This is a genomic window from Pseudomonas sp. SWRI22 (assembly GCF_014268395.2).
Taxonomy (GTDB): Bacteria; Pseudomonadota; Gammaproteobacteria; order Pseudomonadales; family Pseudomonadaceae; genus Aquipseudomonas; species Aquipseudomonas paracarnis.
The window spans coordinates 1665044-1682458 of record NZ_JABWQK020000001.1 but is presented as its reverse complement, the minus strand read 5'-3'; the positions used below and the strand labels follow the sequence as shown (position 1 = coordinate 1682458).

The window sequence follows — 17415 nt, the reverse complement described above, 5'->3', positions numbered from 1 at the left end:
CGTGTTTGCTGAATGAACGCGGCGCCTGTGAGTTTTTCGCGAGCAAGCTCGCTCCTACAAAATGCAGTCAGAACGCGATAGAAGTCTGCACATACACCGTACGCGGCTCACCCACATACTTGCCCTTGTTGTTGTCGTCGAACGAGCGGGTGTAGTACTGCTTGTTGAAGATGTTCTTCACCCCCACCGCCACATTCAAGTCCGACAACTGCGGGCCGAAGTCATAGGCTGCGCGGCTGCTGAACAGCATGTAGCCGGGGATGCGTCCATTGGCACCGTCGGCGCTTTCGGCCTGGGTGTTGGCGTTGTCGGCGAACTGGCTGCTCTGGTAGCTGCTGTCCACATTCAGCTTCCAAGGGCCTTCGGTGTAACCCACACCGAGGGTGCCTTTGTGCTTGGAGGAGAAGGGCACACGGTTGCCTTTGTTGGGGCCGTCTTCGCGGATGGTCGCATCCACATAGGCGTAGGTGGCGTAGACATCAAAGCCGGCCAGTGCGGGGCTCAGGCCGTCGAGGGCGTAGTTGATGCTCGACTCGATGCCCTGGTGACGCGTTTCACCGCGTGCGATCACGGTGTCGTTGGTCTGGTTGCTGTCGTACTGGTTGTCGAAGTTGATCAGGAATGCGCCGATTTCTGCGCGCAAGCTGCCGTTGTCGTAGCGCGTGCCGAGTTCCCAGGTGCGGGCTTTTTCCGGTTTCACTTCGCCACTGTTCACACGGTTGGGCATCTGGCTGTACTGCACGCTGCCGAACGAGCCTTCGGTGTTGGCGTAGAGGTTCCAATCATCGGTGAGGTGATAGAGCACGTTCAGCGCTGGCAGTGCGGTGTTGTAGTCGCCCTTGTATTTGACGTTGCTCAGGTTGTTAGTCTGCTGGGACTCGATCATCTCGTAGCGAATGCCTGGGGTGATGGTCCACTTGCCGATGTCGATGCGGTCGTCGATGAAGAACGCATTGGCTTCGGTGCCGCCGCGCGTGTCGCGGTCGTTGCGGCTGTTGGTGGTGGGGATTTGCTGGTTGACGGCAATCGGCGTGCGGTAGCGCAGCTCGTGGCCGGCTTCATTGATGTAGCGGTAGCCAACACCCACTTCGTGGCTGGTGGGGCCGAGGTCGAAGCCCTGGGCGAAGCGCGTTTCCAGGCCACGTACCCAATATTCCCGTGGCGACAGCGACAGGAAGCTGCCTTGGTCCAGGTAGCCGCTGCGCAGGGTCTTGGTGAAGAAACTGTTGACCGTGAATTCGCGGCGGTCCTGCTCGTAGCGGTAGCCGACGTTGAACATCGTGCGGCGGCCCCAGAACTTATCATACGGGCGGGTGGACTGGTACGGATCAGCCTTGTAGTCCTTGACGTTCAAACCGCCCGGCATGTCGGCCTGGCCTTCGTAGTACTGCGCCATGGCGTTGAAGCTATTGGCGTCGTCCAACTGGTATTTGCCCTTGAGGATCAGGTCGTCGATGCGCGTGTTGCTGTTTTCGCGCCAGTCGCCGCCGCGGGTGCCGGAGTACAGCAGCGCGCCACCCAACCCATTGTCGGCGGTGCCGCCAGCCAGCAAGTTGCCGGTGGTCTTGAAGCCGTCGTGGCTGGAGGAGGGGCTGGTCTCGGTCTGCAAACCACCCTTGACCGTCGGCGCATCCGGGATGGCACGGGTGACGAAGTTGACGATGCCACCGACGTTTTGCGGGCCATAGCGCACCGCACCGCCGCCACGTACTACATCCACCGCGTCCATATTGCCCATGCTGATCGGTGCGAAGGAGAGTTGCGGCTGGCCGTAAGGCGCGAAGGGCACCGGGATGCCATCCATCAGCACGGTGGAGCGCGACGCCAGGCGCGGGTTGAGCCCGCGAATGCCGAAGTTCAGCGCCATGTCGTGGCTACCGGTGCCGTTGTTGTCCGGGGCGTTGACGCCAGGGATGCGGTTGAGCACATCGCGGGCCTGGGTGGCGCCCTGGCGTTCGAATTCTTCACGGCGGATCACATCTCGGGCGCCGGGGTGTTCGAACACGTTGGTTTGCGCCGCGTCACCGAGCCAGTCGCCGACCACGTTGGAGGTCTGCAACTCCAGTGTGGCGGGGGCGCCGGCCGGTTGCAGGCTGTAGGCGTTATCCCCCTCGGCGCGGGCTTGCAGGCCGGTGCCCTCCAGTAGTTTTTGCAGGCCCTCGGCAGTGCTGTAGCTGCCCGATAACCCAGGGCTTTGCATCCCTGCCGTCACGGCGGAGCCGAAGGACACCAGTACGCCGGCGTCACGACCGAATTGATTCAGGGCCGCTTCCAGGGTGGTCGGGGCGATATGGTACGCCTTGGCGTCGGCTGCCATCACCGCCGGCAGTGTGGTCAGGCTGAGACTGGCACCGAGCAGGAGTTGGCGCAGGGTACGGGCGAGAAGCGTCGGGTGCTGGGGCATGAAGGGCGGTCCTGAGAAGGAAGGATCAAGGTGGCTTTCCTTCTCTGTCACGCCAGGTGCGGAAAACGGCTCACAGCTGCAAAAAATATTTCGAGCTCACCGCCCACTGTAGGAGCGAGCTTGCTCGCGAAGGTCGTCAACGATCACGCGGGTTGTCTGGTTTAACGCGGTGGGTTGAGGTTTTTCGCGAGCAAGCTCGCTCCTACAAAAAGCGCTATGCATCACGCACGTGCCTGCACGGTCACCCAATAACGGGTAAAGCGTCGTACTTTCACCGGCAGGCTGATCTCCAGCAGGTCGAGGATGCGTTCGCTGTCATCCAGTGGGTAACTGCCGGACAGCAGCAGGTTGGCGACTTGTGGATCGCAATGGAGCTGGCCGCGACGGTAGCGTCCCAATTCATTGAGGAAGTCTTCCAGGCGCATGTGTGCGGCCACCAGCATGCCGTCGGCCCAGGCGCCGCTGTTGGCGTCGGTGGGGCGCGGGGTGTCCCAGCCTTTGCGGGTGAAATTGACTTGGTGCGCGGCGTCGACGCTCAGCGGCAGGCCGTTGTAGCGGTTGGGCATCACCTCGACCTGGCCGGCCAGTACCGCCAGTTGGGTGTGGTCGTTGAACTGGCGTACAGTCAAGCGCGCTGCCTGGCTGCTGAGCAGACCCTGGCCGGTCAGCACGTGCAACGGCGCCTGGCCTGCACGGGCGGTGAGCAGGATTTCACCTTCAAGCAGGCGCACCAGGCGCTGTTGGCCGTCGAAATGCACATCCACCGCGCTGCCGGTGTTGAGCTGCAACTGGCTGCCGTCGGCCAGTTGTACTGTGCGGCGCTGGCCCACCGGGCTGCGATAGTCAGCCGTCAACGGCGGCAAGATATGTTGCTGGCGCAGACTCCAGGCGGCGGCCGAACCGGCACCCAGAATCAACAGCAATTTAAGCGCCTGACGTCGGCTGCTGGAGGTGGGCGCGTTCAACGCTGCGTGGGCCAGGGGCGAGGGCACGCCGCGCAGGCGTTGGTTGACGCGCTGGATCTGCTCCCAGGCGCGTTGGTGTTCGCTGTGGGCATTCAACCATTGCTGCCAGGCCGCCTGCTGGCGTGGGTTGAGCGCGCCTTGCTGCATTTCCAGCAACCAGTGCACGGCTTGTTCGGCGACTTGGCTGGAGACGTTCATAGGGCGAAGTAGCAGCGCATGGCCGCTTTGGTCAGGTGGCGTTTGACCGTGGCGATGGAGATGCCCAGTTGCGCGCCGATTTGCGCGTAGGTCAGGCCGTCGAGTTGGGCCAGCAGGAAGGCGCGTTTGACCTGCTTGGGCAAGCCGTCGAGCAGTTGGTCCAGTTCCAGCAGGGTCTGCAGGATGATTGCGCGGTCTTCTTCCGACGGCGCCACATGTTCGGGCATCTGCGCCAAGGCCTCGAGGTAGGCGCGCTCCAGGTCCTGGCGGCGGTAGAAGTTGAACAGCACACGCTTGGCCACGGTGGTGAGGAAGGCGCGCGGCTCGATCAGCGTTGGCGCTTCCCGCGCACTGAGCACGCGGATAAAGGTGTCCTGAGCCAGGTCGGCGGCGTTTTCCGGGCAGCCGAGCTTGCGTCGCAACCAGCCGGTGAGCCAGTGGTGATGGTCGTTGTACAACACTTCGACGGGGTTGGACGGCTGCAACGCGATCACTCCGCAAGCATTCGACATGCTTTAGAGAACAAGAATTGTTCGCATTGTAGGGTGCATGACAGGGTTCGGCAATCGGCCAGGGCAGGTGATTCATCCGTTCTCTTTTGCTTATGAGAATATTTATCATTAATATTGCGCGCTGATGAACCAGGCGCCTGCCGCATGAAAAGCAAAATCTCATTGCCCGTTTCCTACCGCCTCGCCGTCACCTCGCGCGTGCTGGCGGCGGTGATTGGCGGTTATCTGATGGCCTCCCTGGCCGCCATCTGCCTGGCGCTCTGGCTGCCCACCTCCCGTGCCGATGCGGTGGTCACCGGCATGATGAGTTCCTTTGTGTTCTACCTGCTGGCGGTGCTCTGGTGTTTTGCCTGCCGCACGGCATGGCGCGCCTGGGCAGGGGTGATGGTGCCGAGCGCACTGTTGGCTACCCTGGCCGGCATTGGTTTCTGGATGGCTCGCACATGAAAGAGGGCTTTCGCCAGGCCATGGCATGGCTGCACACCTGGGCCGGCTTGATCTTCGGCTGGCTGCTGTTCGCGATTTTCCTGACGGGCACCCTGGCCTATTTCAAAGATGAAATAACCCACTGGATGCAGCCCGAAGTGCAGGCCCATCCCCTGGACGATGGGCGCAGCCTCGCCGTCGCGCAAAACTATCTGCAACAGCAGGCGCCTACCGCCGCACGCTGGTTCATTACCTTGCCGAACCGCCGCGACCCCGGCTTGTCGGTGATGTGGCAAGACAAGGTCGAGCCCGGCAAGCGCGGTACTTTCATCCAGAAAGTCCTCGACCCCGTCACCGGCCAACCGGTGCAGGCCCGGGAAAGCAAGGGCGGCGAGTTCTTCTATCGTTTCCACTTCCAACTGCAAATGCCTTACCCGTGGGGCCGCTGGCTGTCGACCATCGCCGCCATGGTGATGTTCGTCGCGCTGATCACCGGCATCATCACCCACAAGAAAATCTTCAAGGACTTCTTCACCTTCCGCCCGCGCAAAGGCCAGCGCTCCTGGCTGGACGGGCACAACGCGGTGGGGGTGCTGGTGCTGCCGTTTCACCTGATGATCACCTACAGCAGCCTGGTGATTTTCATGAGCATGGTCATGCCTGCGCCCATCGTGGCGTCCTACGGTGACGACAGCCGGGCGTTTTTCAGTGAGCTGTTCCCCGCTACTGACAATGCGCCGGCCCTCGGCCAGCCGGGCAAACTGCTGCCGTTGATGCCGATGTACCAGCAGGCGCGGGAGCAGTGGGCAGGTGGTCATGTAGGGCGTGTGGCGGTCAACAACCCCGGCGATGTCAACGCCTCGGTCAATGTGTTCCGCGTCGGCTCCGACAGCGTAGTGCATGCGTCGGGCAGTACGTTGTCGTTTAGCGGCACCACTGGCGAGCTGTTGCGGGCCAGTGCCGAGCCATCGTTGCCAGCGGTCGTTGGTGGCAGTTTCTACGGTTTGCACATGGGCCATTTCGCCGGCCCGGTGCTGCGCTGGCTGTACTTTATCTGCGGCCTGGCGGGCACGGCGATGATCGGCACAGGCTTGGTGATCTGGCTGGGCAAACGCAAGCTCAAGCACGCCAAGGCCTCGGTGATGCCCTTTGAACTGCGTTTGGTGGAGGTGCTGAATATCGCCAGCATGCCCGGATTGATGATCGCCATTGCAGCGTTTTTCTGGACCAACCGCCTGTTGCCGGTGAGCTTCACCGAGCGTTCGGACTGGGAAGTGCAGGCGTTCTTTATCGCCTGGGGCCTGAGCCTGTTGCACGCCTTGCTGCGGCCCGGTCGCCAGGGCTGGGTCGAGCAACTGAGCCTCGGCGCGCTATTGTTTGCCGCCATTCCATTGCTTAACGCCATCACCACCTCGCACCACCTGGGCGTCTCCGTGCCAAGTGGCGACTGGGCCATGGCCGGCTTCGACCTCACCTGCCTGGCGAGTGGCGTGTTCCTCGCCTGGGCAGCCTGGACGATGCACCACCGCAGCGCGCCGCTACCCAAGGCCGAGCGTGCCCGCGGGTTAACACTCAAGCAGCAGGCCAACTGATGCTTCTGGCGCTATTGATGTGCTACGCCGGGTTCATGGCACTGTGCTTGTCCACCGACCGTCACCACGGCGAACTGCTGCACAGCAAACCCACGCCCATTCGGCGCTTGGGGTTGCGGGTGGGCGGTTGGTTGCTGCTGGGCGTGTCGATCTGGCCATCGGTGCTGGGCGCCGGTTGGAGTCAGGGCCTGGTGGAGTGGTGCGCGGTGTTGATGCTCAGCGCCTTGCTACTGGTGTTGCTGTTGCCGTATCGGCCGAGGCTGGCCTTGATCCTCGCGGGGCTCGCTCTTCTGGCCAGCCCTGTTGCGGCGTTCGCCCTCTCTTGAGCCGGCCATGAGGACCCAACCACCGCAATCTTCTCAGGACACTCCGCACCCGGATGCAGCGGGTGGACGCGCGCATTTCCTGCAGGTGTTTTTGTCCCAGCGCTCGCAAATGGAGGCGTTGGTCAGCCGCCGTGTGGGTTGCCGCGCCACGGCAGCCGACCTGGTGCAGGATCTGTTCCTGCGCTTCTGGCGTCGCCCGCTGGTGCAGGTCGAAGAGCTGAGCACCTACCTGCTGCGCTGCGCCGGCAACATCGCCATCGACCACCTGCGCAGCGAAAGCGCACGGGCGCGCAGCAGCGAAGGCTGGCTACCGGAACAATCCGACCACCAAGGCTGCGAACCCCAGGCAGCGCTGGAGGCGGGCAATGATCTGCGTCATGTGGAAGCCGCCTTGCGCAGCTTGCCCGAGCGCACCCGCCAGATTTTCCTGCTTAACCGCATCCACGGGCGCAAGTACACCGAAATTGCCAAGGCCATGGGCCTGTCCCAAAGCGCCGTGGAAAAACATATGATGCGCGCCCTCGAAGCCTGCAAGGCCAGCCTTCGCGAACCATCGCCTCCACGCACGCCAGGGAACGCCCCGTGAACGTCACGCCCACGCCCGCCCAGGAACAGGCCGCGCTCGATTGGTTGTGCCTGCTGCATGACCAGCCCAGCAGCGGCGACCAGGCCACGTTCAGCCGCTGGTTACGCGCAGATCCCGCACACGTCGAGGCATACTCCCAAGCCCAGGTGCTCTGGGAATTAAGCGAAGTACCGGCGCGCCAGCTGGCCGACGAGGACGCGCTCGCGTTGCAGGGCTACCTCAACACGATCAACGCCTCCAAACGCTCCCGGGTAGCGCGTTGGTCTGGTGCCTTGGCCGTCGCCGCCTGCTTGCTGCTGATGGTGTCGATGGGCGTCGGTTGGCAGCCGTCACGCTGGGTCGATGAGTGGGGCGCCAATTATGTGACGGCGCCGGGGGAGGTGAAGACCTTCACCCTGGCCGATCAATCCAAGGTCACCCTCGACGCCGACAGCGCCATCGCCGTGGATTTCAGCCAGGGCGAACGGCACATCCAATTGCGCCGTGGTGCAGGTTTTTTCAGCGTGACCCACACCGGCCAACCCTTCGTGGTGGAGGCGAGCGGCGGTGAAACGCGAGTACTGGGAACTCAGTTTGAAGTGCGCCTGCAACCTGACGGCGCCGAGGTCACTGTGCTGTCCGGCCGTGTGGGCGTGACGCCCTCCAAACAGGGCCAGCAACAGGTGCTGACAGCAGGCCAGCAAGTGGCCTACGCCGATGGTATTGCCGACCCTTTGCATGGGGTCGACAGCGCCTCACGCCTGGCCTGGCGCGAGGGTTGGCTCAACTACTACAAGGCCCCCCTGGCCGATGTGGTCGAGGACCTGAGGCGTTATTACCCCGGTCGAATTCTTCTGCTTAACGAGGACATGGCCGCCAAACGCGTCAGCGGCAGCTTTTCGAGCCAGGACCCTGTAGCGGTCTTGAACGCCTTGCAAGCGGTGCTGGGTTTTGAACAGCACAGCCTGTTGGGCCGCATGATTGTGCTGCGCTAGGCCTGCGTTGCGGTTTTCGCTGCTGAACCTGTCAGGCAAGAAATACCTCAGCTCGACACGCTCGGCGATGGTGTCGCTGGAGGCCAATTTTCAATCACACCCCAGAGCTCGATGCGCAGAGCAGACTTGTGTGGGAGCTGGCTTGCCTGCGATAGCGGTGTGTCAGTCACAGGTATTGAACCTGTTACACCGCCATCGCAGGCAAGCCAGCTCCTACATTTGATTGGGTGTTACTTCAGGGCGGCCATGATTGCTTCGGGGTTGTAGTCGCGAATCAAGGTGCCGTTCACGTCCACAAACGGAATCCCGCCACCGCCCAGCGCCTCATACGCCTTGCGCGCCTTGGCATCCTTCTCGATATCGACGGCTTGGTACGGGATACCCTTCTGGTCCAGAAAACGCCGGATCTGCTTGCAGTACCCACACCACTCGGTGGCATAGAGCACCACCCGCGCAGAGGCACGTACGTGCTCGGGCGCCACCTGGGACGGGTTGAACAGCCGCTCCACCTTGCCCCAGTTCTGGATCGCAACCACCACCAGCAATACCAGCAGGACTTTCTTGAGCACCCCGCCCAGCATCAGTTACGGCGCTTGAGCTGGTCGGTCAGTTGGGTCGGCAGGCCCTTGATGATCAAGGTGCCGGCGGCTTCGTCGTACTCGATCTTGTCGCCCAGCAGGTGCGCTTCAAAGCTGATGGACAGGCCCTCGGCGCGCCCGGTGAAGCGGCGGAACTGGTTGAGGGTGCGTTTGTCGGCCGGAATCTCCGGCGACAGGCCGTAATCCTTGTTGCGGATATGGTCGTAGAAGGCTTTTGGCCGGTCTTCATCGATCAGGCCCGAGAGCTCTTCCAGGCCCATGGGTTCGCCGAGCTTGGCCTGGCTGCTGGCGTAGTCCACCAGGGTCTTGGTTTTCTCGCGGGCGGACTCGTCGGGCAGGTCTTCGCTCTCGACGAAGTCACTGAATGCCTTGAGCAGGGTGCGGGTTTCGCCCGGGCCGTCGACGCCTTCCTGGCAGCCGATAAAGTCGCGGAAGTACTCCGAGACCTTCTTGCCGTTCTTGCCTTTGATGAAGGAGATGTACTGCTTGGACTGCTTGTTGTTCTGCCACTCGGAGACGTTGATACGCGCCGCCAGGTGCAGTTGGCCCAGGTCCAGATGGCGCGAGGGCGTCACGTCCAGCTCGTCGGTCACTGCCACGCCTTCGCTGTGGTGCAGCAGGGCGATAGCCAGGTAGTCGGTCATGCCTTGCTGGTAATGGGCAAACAGCACATGGCCGCCGGTGGAGAGGTTGGATTCCTCCATCAGCTTTTGCAGGTGCTCTACCGCCGTGCGGCTGAAGGTGGTGAAGTCCTGGCCACCGTCAAAGTATTCCTTCAACCAACCGCTGAACGGGTGCGCGCCGGACTCGGCATGGAAGAAACCCCAGGCCTTGCCTTGTTTGGCGTTGTAGCTCTCGTTGAGGTCGGCAAGCATGTTCTCGATGGCAGCGGACTCGGACAGCTCCGAGTCGCGGGCGTGAAGAACTGCGGGTGTGCCGTCGGGTTTTTTGTCGATCAGGTGGACGATGCAATGACGGATCGGCATAGGCTTCTCGGCTGGTTGAAGGGGAGCGGTTGGCCTCCCCGAAAAGTCGCCCAGTGTACCGCACCCATTGGTCAAGACGTGCCCCGAACGGCATTTTGCACGCCCTCCCACTGGCCATATGCCTTTTTTTCACGGTTTAGAGCGATAAAGCTGACCAAATGGGTATGTTGAGGCGGATATTTCCCCGTCTCTGTGCTAGTTTTGCCCCGTCTTACGCCAAGTCTCGGCGTTAAGCGTGCATTCAGCATTTGTCAGGTCGAACCAATCCCCGTTTCAAGCATCTATAACCCCGATCTCCGTGGTTATGGCCGGGGATGCCAGGCCATGACGGTCGGGCTCGACGGCTGACACTGCACTCTGCAATCCATATGAATTTGATAGGGAAGGAACACCACAATGGCTATTACTAAAGACCAACTGATCGCTGACCTGGCTGAAGCAGTAGACGCACCGAAAACTACCGTGCGCGCTCTGCTGGACCAACTGAGCCAAGTTGTTGCTGATCAGCTGGAAAATGGCGGCGAAATCACTCTGCCAGGCGTTGGCAAACTGAAAGTGACCGAGCGTCCTGCCCGTACTGGCCGTAACCCTTCGACTGGCGCTGCCATCGAAATCGCTGCCAAGAAAGTTATCAAGCTGGTTGTGGCTAAAGGCCTGACCGACGCTGTTAACAAGTAAGACGCAGCAAAAAAACCGTGCTTCGGAGTGATCCGGGCACGGTTTTTTATTGCCTGCGATTTTATTGTAGAGCGCGGTTATTGTGGCGAGGGAGCTTGCTCCCGCTGGAGTGCGCAGCGCTCCCAGGATTTTGGGGCCGCTGCGCTGCCCAGCGGGAGCAAGCTCCCTCGCCACAATGATTCTTATCGAACCCAGCGCTGGCGCCAGATCTGCTGCTCGTTCTTGGTCTGGAATGTCCAGGCCACAAAGCGGCTCTGCTTCTGCCCCTGGGACATCTCCACCACCTGGCTTTCCAGCACGCCGGCTTTTTTCAGCGCGGTTTCGATCGCCGGCAGGTTGGACGCTTTGGACACCAGGGTGCTGAACCACAGCACTTTATGCGCAAAATGCGCGCTCTCGGCGATCAGTTGCGTCACAAATCGCGCTTCGCCACCTTCACACCACAGTTCGGCCGATTGACCACCGAAGTTAAGCACCGGCAACTTGCGTTTCGGGTCGGCCTTGCCCAAGGCGCGCCATTTACGCTCGCTGCCTTTGGTGGCTTCGTCCATGGATGCATGGAACGGCGGGTTGCACATCGTAAGGTCAAAGCGCTCACCCGGCTCCAGCAGGCCCAACAGGATCTGCTTGGGGTTGGGTTGCTGGCGCAGCTGGATGACCTTGCTCAGGTCGTTGGACTGCACGATGGCCTTGGCGGCGGACACGGCGATCGGGTCGACCTCCGAGCCCAGGAAGTTCCAGCGGTACTCCATATAGCCAATCAGCGGGTACACGCAGTTGGCGCCCATACCGATGTCCAGCACCTTGACGATCGAGCCCCGCGGGATCTTGCCGTCGTTGACGCTGGCCAGCAGGTCGGCGAGGAAGTGCACGTAGTCGGCACGCCCCGGCACCGGTGGGCACAGGTAGTCGGCAGGGATGTCCCAATGCTGGATGCCGTAGAAAGACTTCAACAGTGCCCGGTTGAACACCCGCACCGCATCCGGGCTGGCGAAGTCGATGCTCTCTTTGCCGTAGGGGTTGATGATCACGAACTGCGCCAGTTCCGGCGTGGTTTTGATCAGCGCCGGGAAGTCGTAACGGCCCGTGTGGCGGTTGCGCGGGTGCAGGGTGGCCTCTTTGCGCGGCGCGACGGGTTTGGCCGTGGCGGCGGTTTTAGGCTTCTTGCGCGGTGGTTTGGGCGTAGTGGGGGCGGTCATGATGATTCTGGTGTTGGCTCAATGTGGTGGGCATTGTCACACATTCCTGAACACAACTCGGTCAAATGTGGGAGCTGGCTTGCCTGCGATAGCATCACCTCGGTCTGCCTGATACACCGAGTCGTCAGTATCGCAGGCAAGCCAGCTCCCACAGGGATAGGGTTTTGATTGGGAAATGGTGTCGCTTTCCTGGACAAAAAAAAGAGGCCCGAAGGCCTCTTTCTCTACACGGTTTCCCCTTACAGGCTGGAAATCCGCGCATGTTGCTCCGCCAGCTTGCCCAAGGCCTGTTCAGCCTCGGCCAACTTGGCGCGTTCTTTCTCGATCACTTCAGCCGGCGCCTTGTCAACGAACGCCGCGTTGGACAGCTTGCCGCCCACTCGCTGCACTTCGCCTTGCAGACGCGCAATTTCCTTGTCGAGGCGGGCCAGTTCCGCACCCTTGTCGATCAGGCCGGCCATCGGCACCAGCACTTCCATATCACCCACCAACGCGGTGGCAGACAACGGTGCTTCGGCATCGGCAGCCAATACGGTGATCGACTCCAGCTTGGCCAGCTTCTTGAGCAGCGCATCGTTCTCGCTGAGGCGACGCTGGTCTTCGGCACTGGCGTTCTTGACGAACACGGCCAGCGGCTTGCCCGGACCGATGTTCATCTCGGCGCGGATGTTACGTGTGCCGAGCATCAGAGTCTTGAGCCATTCGATATCGCTTTCGGCGGCCTCATCGATGCGCGCTTCGTTGGCCACCGGCCAAGGTTGCAGCATGATGGTCTTGCCTTCGATACCGGCCAGCGGCGCCAGGCGCTGCCAGATTTCTTCGGTGATGAACGGCATGAACGGGTGCGCCAGGCGCAACGCCACTTCCAGCACGCGCACCAGGGTGCGACGGGTGCCGCGCTGGCGTTCGACCGGCGCGTTTTCGTCCCACAGTACCGGCTTGGACAGTTCCAGGTACCAGTCGCAATACTGGTTCCAGATGAACTCGTACAGGGCCTGTGCGGCCAGGTCGAAACGGAACTGGTCGAGCTGGCGGGTCACTTCGGCTTCGGTGCGCTGCAACTGCGAGATGATCCAGCGATCCGCCAGGCTCAGCTCATAGGCTTCGCCGTTCTGGCCGCAGTCTTCGCCTTTGTCCAGCACGTAGCGCGCCGCGTTCCAGATCTTGTTGCAGAAGTTGCGATAGCCTTCGACGCGGCCCATGTCGAACTTGATGTCGCGACCGGTGGAGGCCAGCGAGCAGAAGGTGAAGCGCAGGGCGTCGGTGCCGTAGCTGGCGATGCCGTCGGCGAATTCGTCGCGGGTCTGCTTCTCGATCTTTTTCGCCAGTTTCGGCTGCATCAGGCCCGAGGTGCGTTTCTGCACCAGGGTTTCCAGGTCGATGCCGTCGATGATGTCCAGCGGGTCCAGGACGTTGCCCTTGGACTTGGACATCTTCTGGCCCTGGCCGTCGCGTACCAGGCCGTGTACGTACACGGTCTTGAACGGTACCTGCGGGGTGCCGTCTTCGTTCTTCACCAGGTGCATGGTGAGCATGATCATCCGGGCAACCCAGAAGAAAATGATGTCGAAGCCGGTGACCAGCACGTCGGTGGAGTGGAATTTCTTCAGGAACTCGGTCTGCTGCGGCCAGCCCAGGGTGGAGAAGGTCCACAGGCCCGAACTGAACCAGGTGTCCAGTACGTCGTTGTCCTGTTGCAGCGCGATGTCCGCGCCGAGGTTGTGCTTGGCACGCACTTCGGCTTCGTCGCGGCCTACATAGACCTTGCCCGACTCGTCGTACCAGGCCGGAATACGGTGGCCCCACCACAGCTGACGGCTGATGCACCAGTCCTGGATGTCGCGCATCCACGAGAAGTACATGTTTTCGTACTGTTTAGGCACGAACTGGATGCGGCCATCTTCCACGGCGGCAATCGCAGGTTCTGCCAGCGGCTTGGTGGACACGTACCACTGGTCGGTCAGCCACGGTTCGATCACGGTGCCGGAGCGGTCGCCCTTCGGCACTTTCAGGCCGTGGTCGTCAACGCTTACCAGCAAACCGGCAGCGTCGAAGGCGGCAACGATCTGTTTGCGCGCTTCAAAACGGTCCAGGCCTGCGTATTCGGCCGGGATCTTGCCGTCAATGCTGTCGTTGAGCGTGCCGTCCAGGTTGAACACCTGGCAGGCCGGCAATACGGCGGCATTCTTGTCGAAGATGTTCAGCAACGGCAGGTTGTGGCGCTTGCCGACTTCGTAGTCGTTGAAATCGTGGGCCGGGGTGATTTTCACGCAGCCGGTGCCGAACTCAGGGTCGCAGTAGTCATCCGCGATGATCGGGATACGGCGGCCAACCAGTGGCAGTTCGACGAATTTGCCGATCAGCGCCTGGTAGCGCTCGTCGTTCGGGTTAACGGCCACGGCGGCATCGCCGAGCATGGTTTCCGGACGGGTAGTGGCGACGATCAGATAATCATTGCCTTCAGCGGTCTTGGCGCCGTCGGCCAGTGGGTACTTGAGGTTCCACAGGAAGCCTTTCTCGTCGTGGTTTTCCACTTCAAGGTCGGAAATGGCCGTGTGCAACTTGGTGTCCCAGTTGACCAGGCGCTTGCCGCGGTAGATCAGGCCGTCTTCATGCAAGCGCACGAAGGCTTCCTTAACGGCTTCGGACAGGCCGTCGTCCATGGTGAAGCGCTCGCGGCTCCAGTCTACGGACGAACCCAGGCGACGGATCTGACGGCTGATATTGCCGCCGGACTGGTCTTTCCATTCCCAGACTTTCTCCAGGAATTTCTCGCGACCCAGGTCGTGACGGTTCTGGCCGGTGGCTTCCAGTTGGCGTTCCACCAGCATCTGGGTGGCGATACCGGCGTGGTCGGTGCCCGGTTGCCACAGGGTGTCGCGACCCTGCATGCGGCGGAAGCGGATCAATGCATCCATGATCGCATTGTTGAAGCCATGGCCCATGTGCAGGCTACCAGTGACGTTCGGTGGCGGAATCATGATGGTGTACGAGTCGCCCGCACCTTGTGGGGCGAAATAGTTCTCGGACTCCCAGGTGTTGTACCAGGAAGTTTCGATAGCGTGGGGCTGGTAGGTCTTATCCATGCGCGGCGGGACCCTAGTTGGCATTTATTCAGGAAAGCCGGCAAGTATAACGGGGGATAGGGGCGAGGGCGAGGCGAAGACGGTTAAGACCGATGCAGAATTAATGTGGGAGCTGGCTTGCCTGCGATGACGGTGTTTCAGTCAGCATCTTCGGCGACTGATTCGCTGCCATCGCAGGCAAGCCAGCTCCCACAGGGGTCTATGCAAGGTTTAAGACTGGTATTGGCTGAGCAACCGCTCCATCCGCGCATCCATCCGACGCTTGATCTCGGCCTCGATATGCGGCGCAAAGTCATCGATCACATCCTGCATGATCAATTGCGCAGCGGCGCGCAGTTCGTTGTCCAGGTGCAGCAGCAGGGCGTCGGGGGCTTTTTCGGCGGCTGGAGCGGGTTCTGCAATCGCAGGTGCCGGCGCGGCAGGCTTGCCGCCGACCATGTCGAACAACAGCGGAATCTGTACCTCACCCTCGACCGTCTCGGTCAGCAGCGGCGGTTGCAGGTTGTCATCACCCAGCAACTGACGGATCGACTCCAGGTCGTCCAGCAGGTGTTCGTCTTTTTTCAGCGGGTTGGGAGTGTCCATCATGTACTCAAAGTCGTTGTAGCCGGTGATCTTGCAGAGGATAGCCCTGTTCACGGTAGAAACGGAAACTCTCCCGCGCAGCCTGACGAATAGCCGGGTCTTCCACTACCACTTCCGCCACACGGGCGAACGCTTGGGCAAAGGCCGGTACTTTCAGGTCGAGGTTGACCAGCAAGTCATGGTGATCGCCGCAATTGTCCCCCAAGCCCAGGACTACCAGGCTTTCAGGTTCGGATTCGGCGGGGCCGTGGGGCACGAAGCTTTCGCCCTTGAATCGCCACAGACGGGCATCAAGTTCTTCACGTTGGGCGGCATCGCTGCAGTGCAGGTAGATGCGATGGCCCATGCGCCAGGCTTTTTCAGTGAGTTTGCAGGCAAAGTCCAGGCGCGCTAGGGGGTCGGCGCTGGGCAATATATAGAAGTCGACTTGGGGCATTGGAAATCCTGGGGCTGGCCTGGTTGCCCCTCTGTAGGAGCGAGCTTGCTGTGGCGAGCAAGCTTGCTTGCGCTGGGGTGCGGAGTGCCCCTAAAAAGCCGGGGACTGCTACGCAGTCAACGGGAGCAAGCTCCCTCGCCACAGCAAGCTCGCTCCTACAGAAGGGCCGGGGCCGCTTAAGCCTTGGCGCGATCCAGCAGGTATTGGGTTAGCAGGGGTACCGGACGGCCAGTGGCGCCCTTGTCCTTGCCGCCGCTGGTCCAGGCCGTGCCGGCGATGTCCAGGTGAGCCCAGTTGAAGTTCTTGGCAAAGCGCGACAGGAAGCAGGCTGCGGTGATGGTGCCGGCTTTCGGGCCACCGATGTTGGCGATGTCGGCGAACGGGCTATCGAGCTGTTCCTGGTACTCATCGAACAGCGGCAGTTGCCAGGCGCGGTCGTCGGCGGCCTTGCCGGCGCTGAGCAGTTGCTCGATCAATTCGTCGTTATTGCCCAGCAGGCCCGAAGTGTGGGAACCCAAGGCAACGATGCACGCGCCGGTCAGGGTCGCGATGTCGATCACGGCCTGGGGCTTGAAGCGCTCGGCGTAGGTCAGGGCATCGCACAGCACCAGGCGGCCTTCGGCGTCGGTGTTGAGGATCTCCACAGTCTGGCCGCTCATGGTGGTGACGATATCGCCTGGGCGAGCCGCGCCGCCGCTCGGCATGTTCTCGGCACAGGCCAAAATGCACACCAGGTTGATCGGCAGCTTGAGTTCCAGCACGGCACGCAGGGTGCCGAACACGCTGGCGGCGCCGCCCATGTCGTACTTCATCTCGTCCATGCCGGCACCGGGCTTGAGGCTGATACCGCCGGTATCGAAGGTAATGCCTTTACCTACCAGGGCGTAAGGCTTCTCGGACTTCTTGCCGCCGTTGTATTGCATCACGATCAGGCGTGGCGGCTGGTCGCTGCCCTGGCCCACGGCATAGAACGAGCCCATGCCCAGGTCCTTGATCTTCTTCTCGTCCAGCACTTCAACCTTCAGGCCCTTGAACTCTTTGCCCAATGCCTTGGCCTGTTCGCCCAGGAATGTCGGGTGGCAGATGTTCGGCGGCAGGTTGCCCAGGTCGCGAGTGAACGACATACCGTTGGCGATGGCCTGGGCGTGGGTGACGGCGCGCTGGACTTCAGCCTGGGCAGCCTTGATGGTCAGCAGGGTGATTTTCTTCAGGGCGCGGGGTTCGGCTTTCTGGCTCTTGAACTGGTCGAAAATATAGCCGCCGTCCACCAGCGACTCGGCCAGCAGTCGGGTCTTGCCGTAGCTGTCGCGGCCCTTGACCACGATTTCATCGAGCGCCAGCACCGCATCGCTGCCGCCCAGGCCCTTGAGGGTGGTGAGGATGCCGCTGACGATCTTGCGAAACGGACGGTCGCCCAGTTCGGCATCCTTGCCCACGCCCACCAGCAAAACGCGCTCGGCTTTAAGGTTGGGCAGGCTCTGCAGCAACAGGCTCTGACCGACCTTGCCGGCCAGGTCGCCGCGTTTGAGCACTGCGCTGATAGCGCCGCCGCTCAGTTCGTCCAGTTGCTTGGCGGCGACGCCGAGTGTGCGGCCTTCGCCGACAGCGACCACGAGGGTGGCGGTTTTCAACGTTTCGGGGCTAACGCTTTTTACAACCAATTCCATTTTCGGGTCCCTTATCAAGGTCTGTGAGCCGGGAGCTTGTACTCCGGCTTTAAAGCTCGGCAGCGTTGTAAACCGCCAGCGACAAAGGCCGCAGTTTGAACCTCGCCAACGGAGCCTGACAACCCTTGGCGCACGCTTTGTGCGTGCGCATGAGTAAGCTCCGTGACAGGCGAGGTCAATCACAGGATAATGCGCC

Annotated in this window: 16 protein-coding genes; 6 read left to right on the top strand and 10 right to left on the bottom strand. The window is 61.6% G+C overall.

The features are described from left to right. Positions 1 to 67: 67 nt before the first annotated feature. The 3 genes from fecA to HU730_RS07365 all read right to left on the bottom strand — a co-directional run bounded on the left by fecA (position 68) and on the right by HU730_RS07365 (position 4052). Entirely contained in the window at positions 68 to 2404 is a 2337-nt protein-coding gene (fecA, locus tag HU730_RS07375; RefSeq protein WP_186526458.1) for a TonB-dependent Fe(3+) dicitrate receptor FecA, read from the bottom strand. A gap of 221 nt (positions 2405 to 2625) precedes the next feature. Further along, positions 2626 to 3567: a FecR domain-containing protein gene (locus HU730_RS07370; RefSeq protein ID WP_034128667.1), complete on the bottom strand. Its 942-nt coding sequence runs from the start codon at positions 3565 to 3567 to the stop codon at positions 2626 to 2628. After that, the gene (locus HU730_RS07365) at positions 3564 to 4052 is read right to left on the bottom strand and encodes a sigma-70 family RNA polymerase sigma factor (protein WP_014717061.1); all 489 of its coding nucleotides are present in this window, start codon (positions 4050 to 4052) and stop codon (positions 3564 to 3566) included. Before HU730_RS07365 ends, HU730_RS07370 begins: the two co-directional genes overlap by 4 nt. A gap of 171 nt (positions 4053 to 4223) precedes the next feature. Here HU730_RS07365 and HU730_RS07360 point away from each other — a divergent pair, with 171 nt between their 5' ends. Genes HU730_RS07360 through HU730_RS07340 form a run of 5 tightly spaced genes read left to right on the top strand, consistent with a single transcriptional unit; the run spans position 4224 to position 7983 of the window. After that, positions 4224 to 4526: a DUF3649 domain-containing protein gene (locus HU730_RS07360; protein WP_096143408.1), complete on the top strand. Its 303-nt coding sequence runs from the start codon at positions 4224 to 4226 to the stop codon at positions 4524 to 4526. Further along, positions 4523 to 6097: a PepSY-associated TM helix domain-containing protein gene (locus HU730_RS07355; protein ID WP_186526459.1), complete on the top strand. Its 1575-nt coding sequence runs from the start codon at positions 4523 to 4525 to the stop codon at positions 6095 to 6097. Before HU730_RS07360 ends, HU730_RS07355 begins: the two co-directional genes overlap by 4 nt. Next, entirely contained in the window at positions 6097 to 6423 is a 327-nt protein-coding gene (locus HU730_RS07350) for a DUF3325 domain-containing protein (RefSeq protein WP_034128665.1), read from the top strand. The genes HU730_RS07355 and HU730_RS07350 overlap by 1 nt, the downstream gene beginning before the upstream one ends. 7 nt (positions 6424 to 6430) lie before the next feature. Further along, complete coding sequence (locus HU730_RS07345) at positions 6431 to 7009, top strand: RNA polymerase sigma factor (protein ID WP_054897746.1); 579 nt, start codon at positions 6431 to 6433, stop codon at positions 7007 to 7009. Then, positions 7006 to 7983 carry a FecR family protein gene (locus HU730_RS07340; RefSeq protein ID WP_186526460.1) on the top strand — a complete coding sequence of 326 codons (978 nt, stop codon included), beginning with the start codon at positions 7006 to 7008 and terminating at the stop codon, positions 7981 to 7983. The genes HU730_RS07345 and HU730_RS07340 overlap by 4 nt, the downstream gene beginning before the upstream one ends. Positions 7984 to 8213: 230 nt before the next feature. Here HU730_RS07340 and HU730_RS07335 read toward each other — a convergent pair whose 3' ends face one another. Beyond that, a complete protein-coding gene (locus HU730_RS07335; protein WP_054921114.1) occupies positions 8214 to 8564 on the bottom strand; it encodes a glutaredoxin family protein in 351 nt (116 codons plus the stop codon). Beyond that, positions 8564 to 9568, bottom strand: coding sequence for a nucleoid-associated protein YejK (yejK, locus tag HU730_RS07330; protein ID WP_003171997.1), 1005 nt, complete (start codon positions 9566 to 9568; stop codon positions 8564 to 8566). Before yejK ends, HU730_RS07335 begins: the two co-directional genes overlap by 1 nt. Before the next feature lie 396 nt (positions 9569 to 9964). On the opposite strand from yejK, the gene HU730_RS07325 reads away from it, so the two are divergent. Then, entirely contained in the window at positions 9965 to 10246 is a 282-nt protein-coding gene (locus HU730_RS07325) for an HU family DNA-binding protein (protein ID WP_003188840.1), read from the top strand. Positions 10247 to 10428: 182 nt separating this feature from the next. Here the strand turns inward: HU730_RS07325 and rlmF are convergent, their stop codons facing one another. The 5 genes from rlmF to HU730_RS07300 all read right to left on the bottom strand — a co-directional run bounded on the left by rlmF (position 10429) and on the right by HU730_RS07300 (position 17219). Beyond that, positions 10429 to 11445, bottom strand: a complete 1017-nt coding sequence (gene rlmF / locus HU730_RS07320) for a 23S rRNA (adenine(1618)-N(6))-methyltransferase RlmF (RefSeq protein ID WP_034128662.1) — start codon at positions 11443 to 11445, stop codon at positions 10429 to 10431. Positions 11446 to 11684: 239 nt separating this feature from the next. Then, the gene (locus tag HU730_RS07315; protein ID WP_054897749.1) at positions 11685 to 14531 is read right to left on the bottom strand and encodes a valine--tRNA ligase; all 2847 of its coding nucleotides are present in this window, start codon (positions 14529 to 14531) and stop codon (positions 11685 to 11687) included. A gap of 210 nt (positions 14532 to 14741) precedes the next feature. Next, positions 14742 to 15116 (bottom strand): hypothetical protein, encoded by a 375-nt coding sequence (locus HU730_RS07310; protein ID WP_057976113.1) that lies wholly within the window; start codon positions 15114 to 15116, stop codon positions 14742 to 14744. A 7-nt stretch (positions 15117 to 15123) separates the two neighbouring features. Then, complete coding sequence (locus tag HU730_RS07305) at positions 15124 to 15552, bottom strand: DNA polymerase III subunit chi (RefSeq protein ID WP_034128659.1); 429 nt, start codon at positions 15550 to 15552, stop codon at positions 15124 to 15126. A 176-nt stretch (positions 15553 to 15728) separates the two neighbouring features. After that, complete coding sequence (locus HU730_RS07300) at positions 15729 to 17219, bottom strand: leucyl aminopeptidase (protein WP_034128658.1); 1491 nt, start codon at positions 17217 to 17219, stop codon at positions 15729 to 15731. Positions 17220 to 17415: the final 196 nt, after the last annotated feature.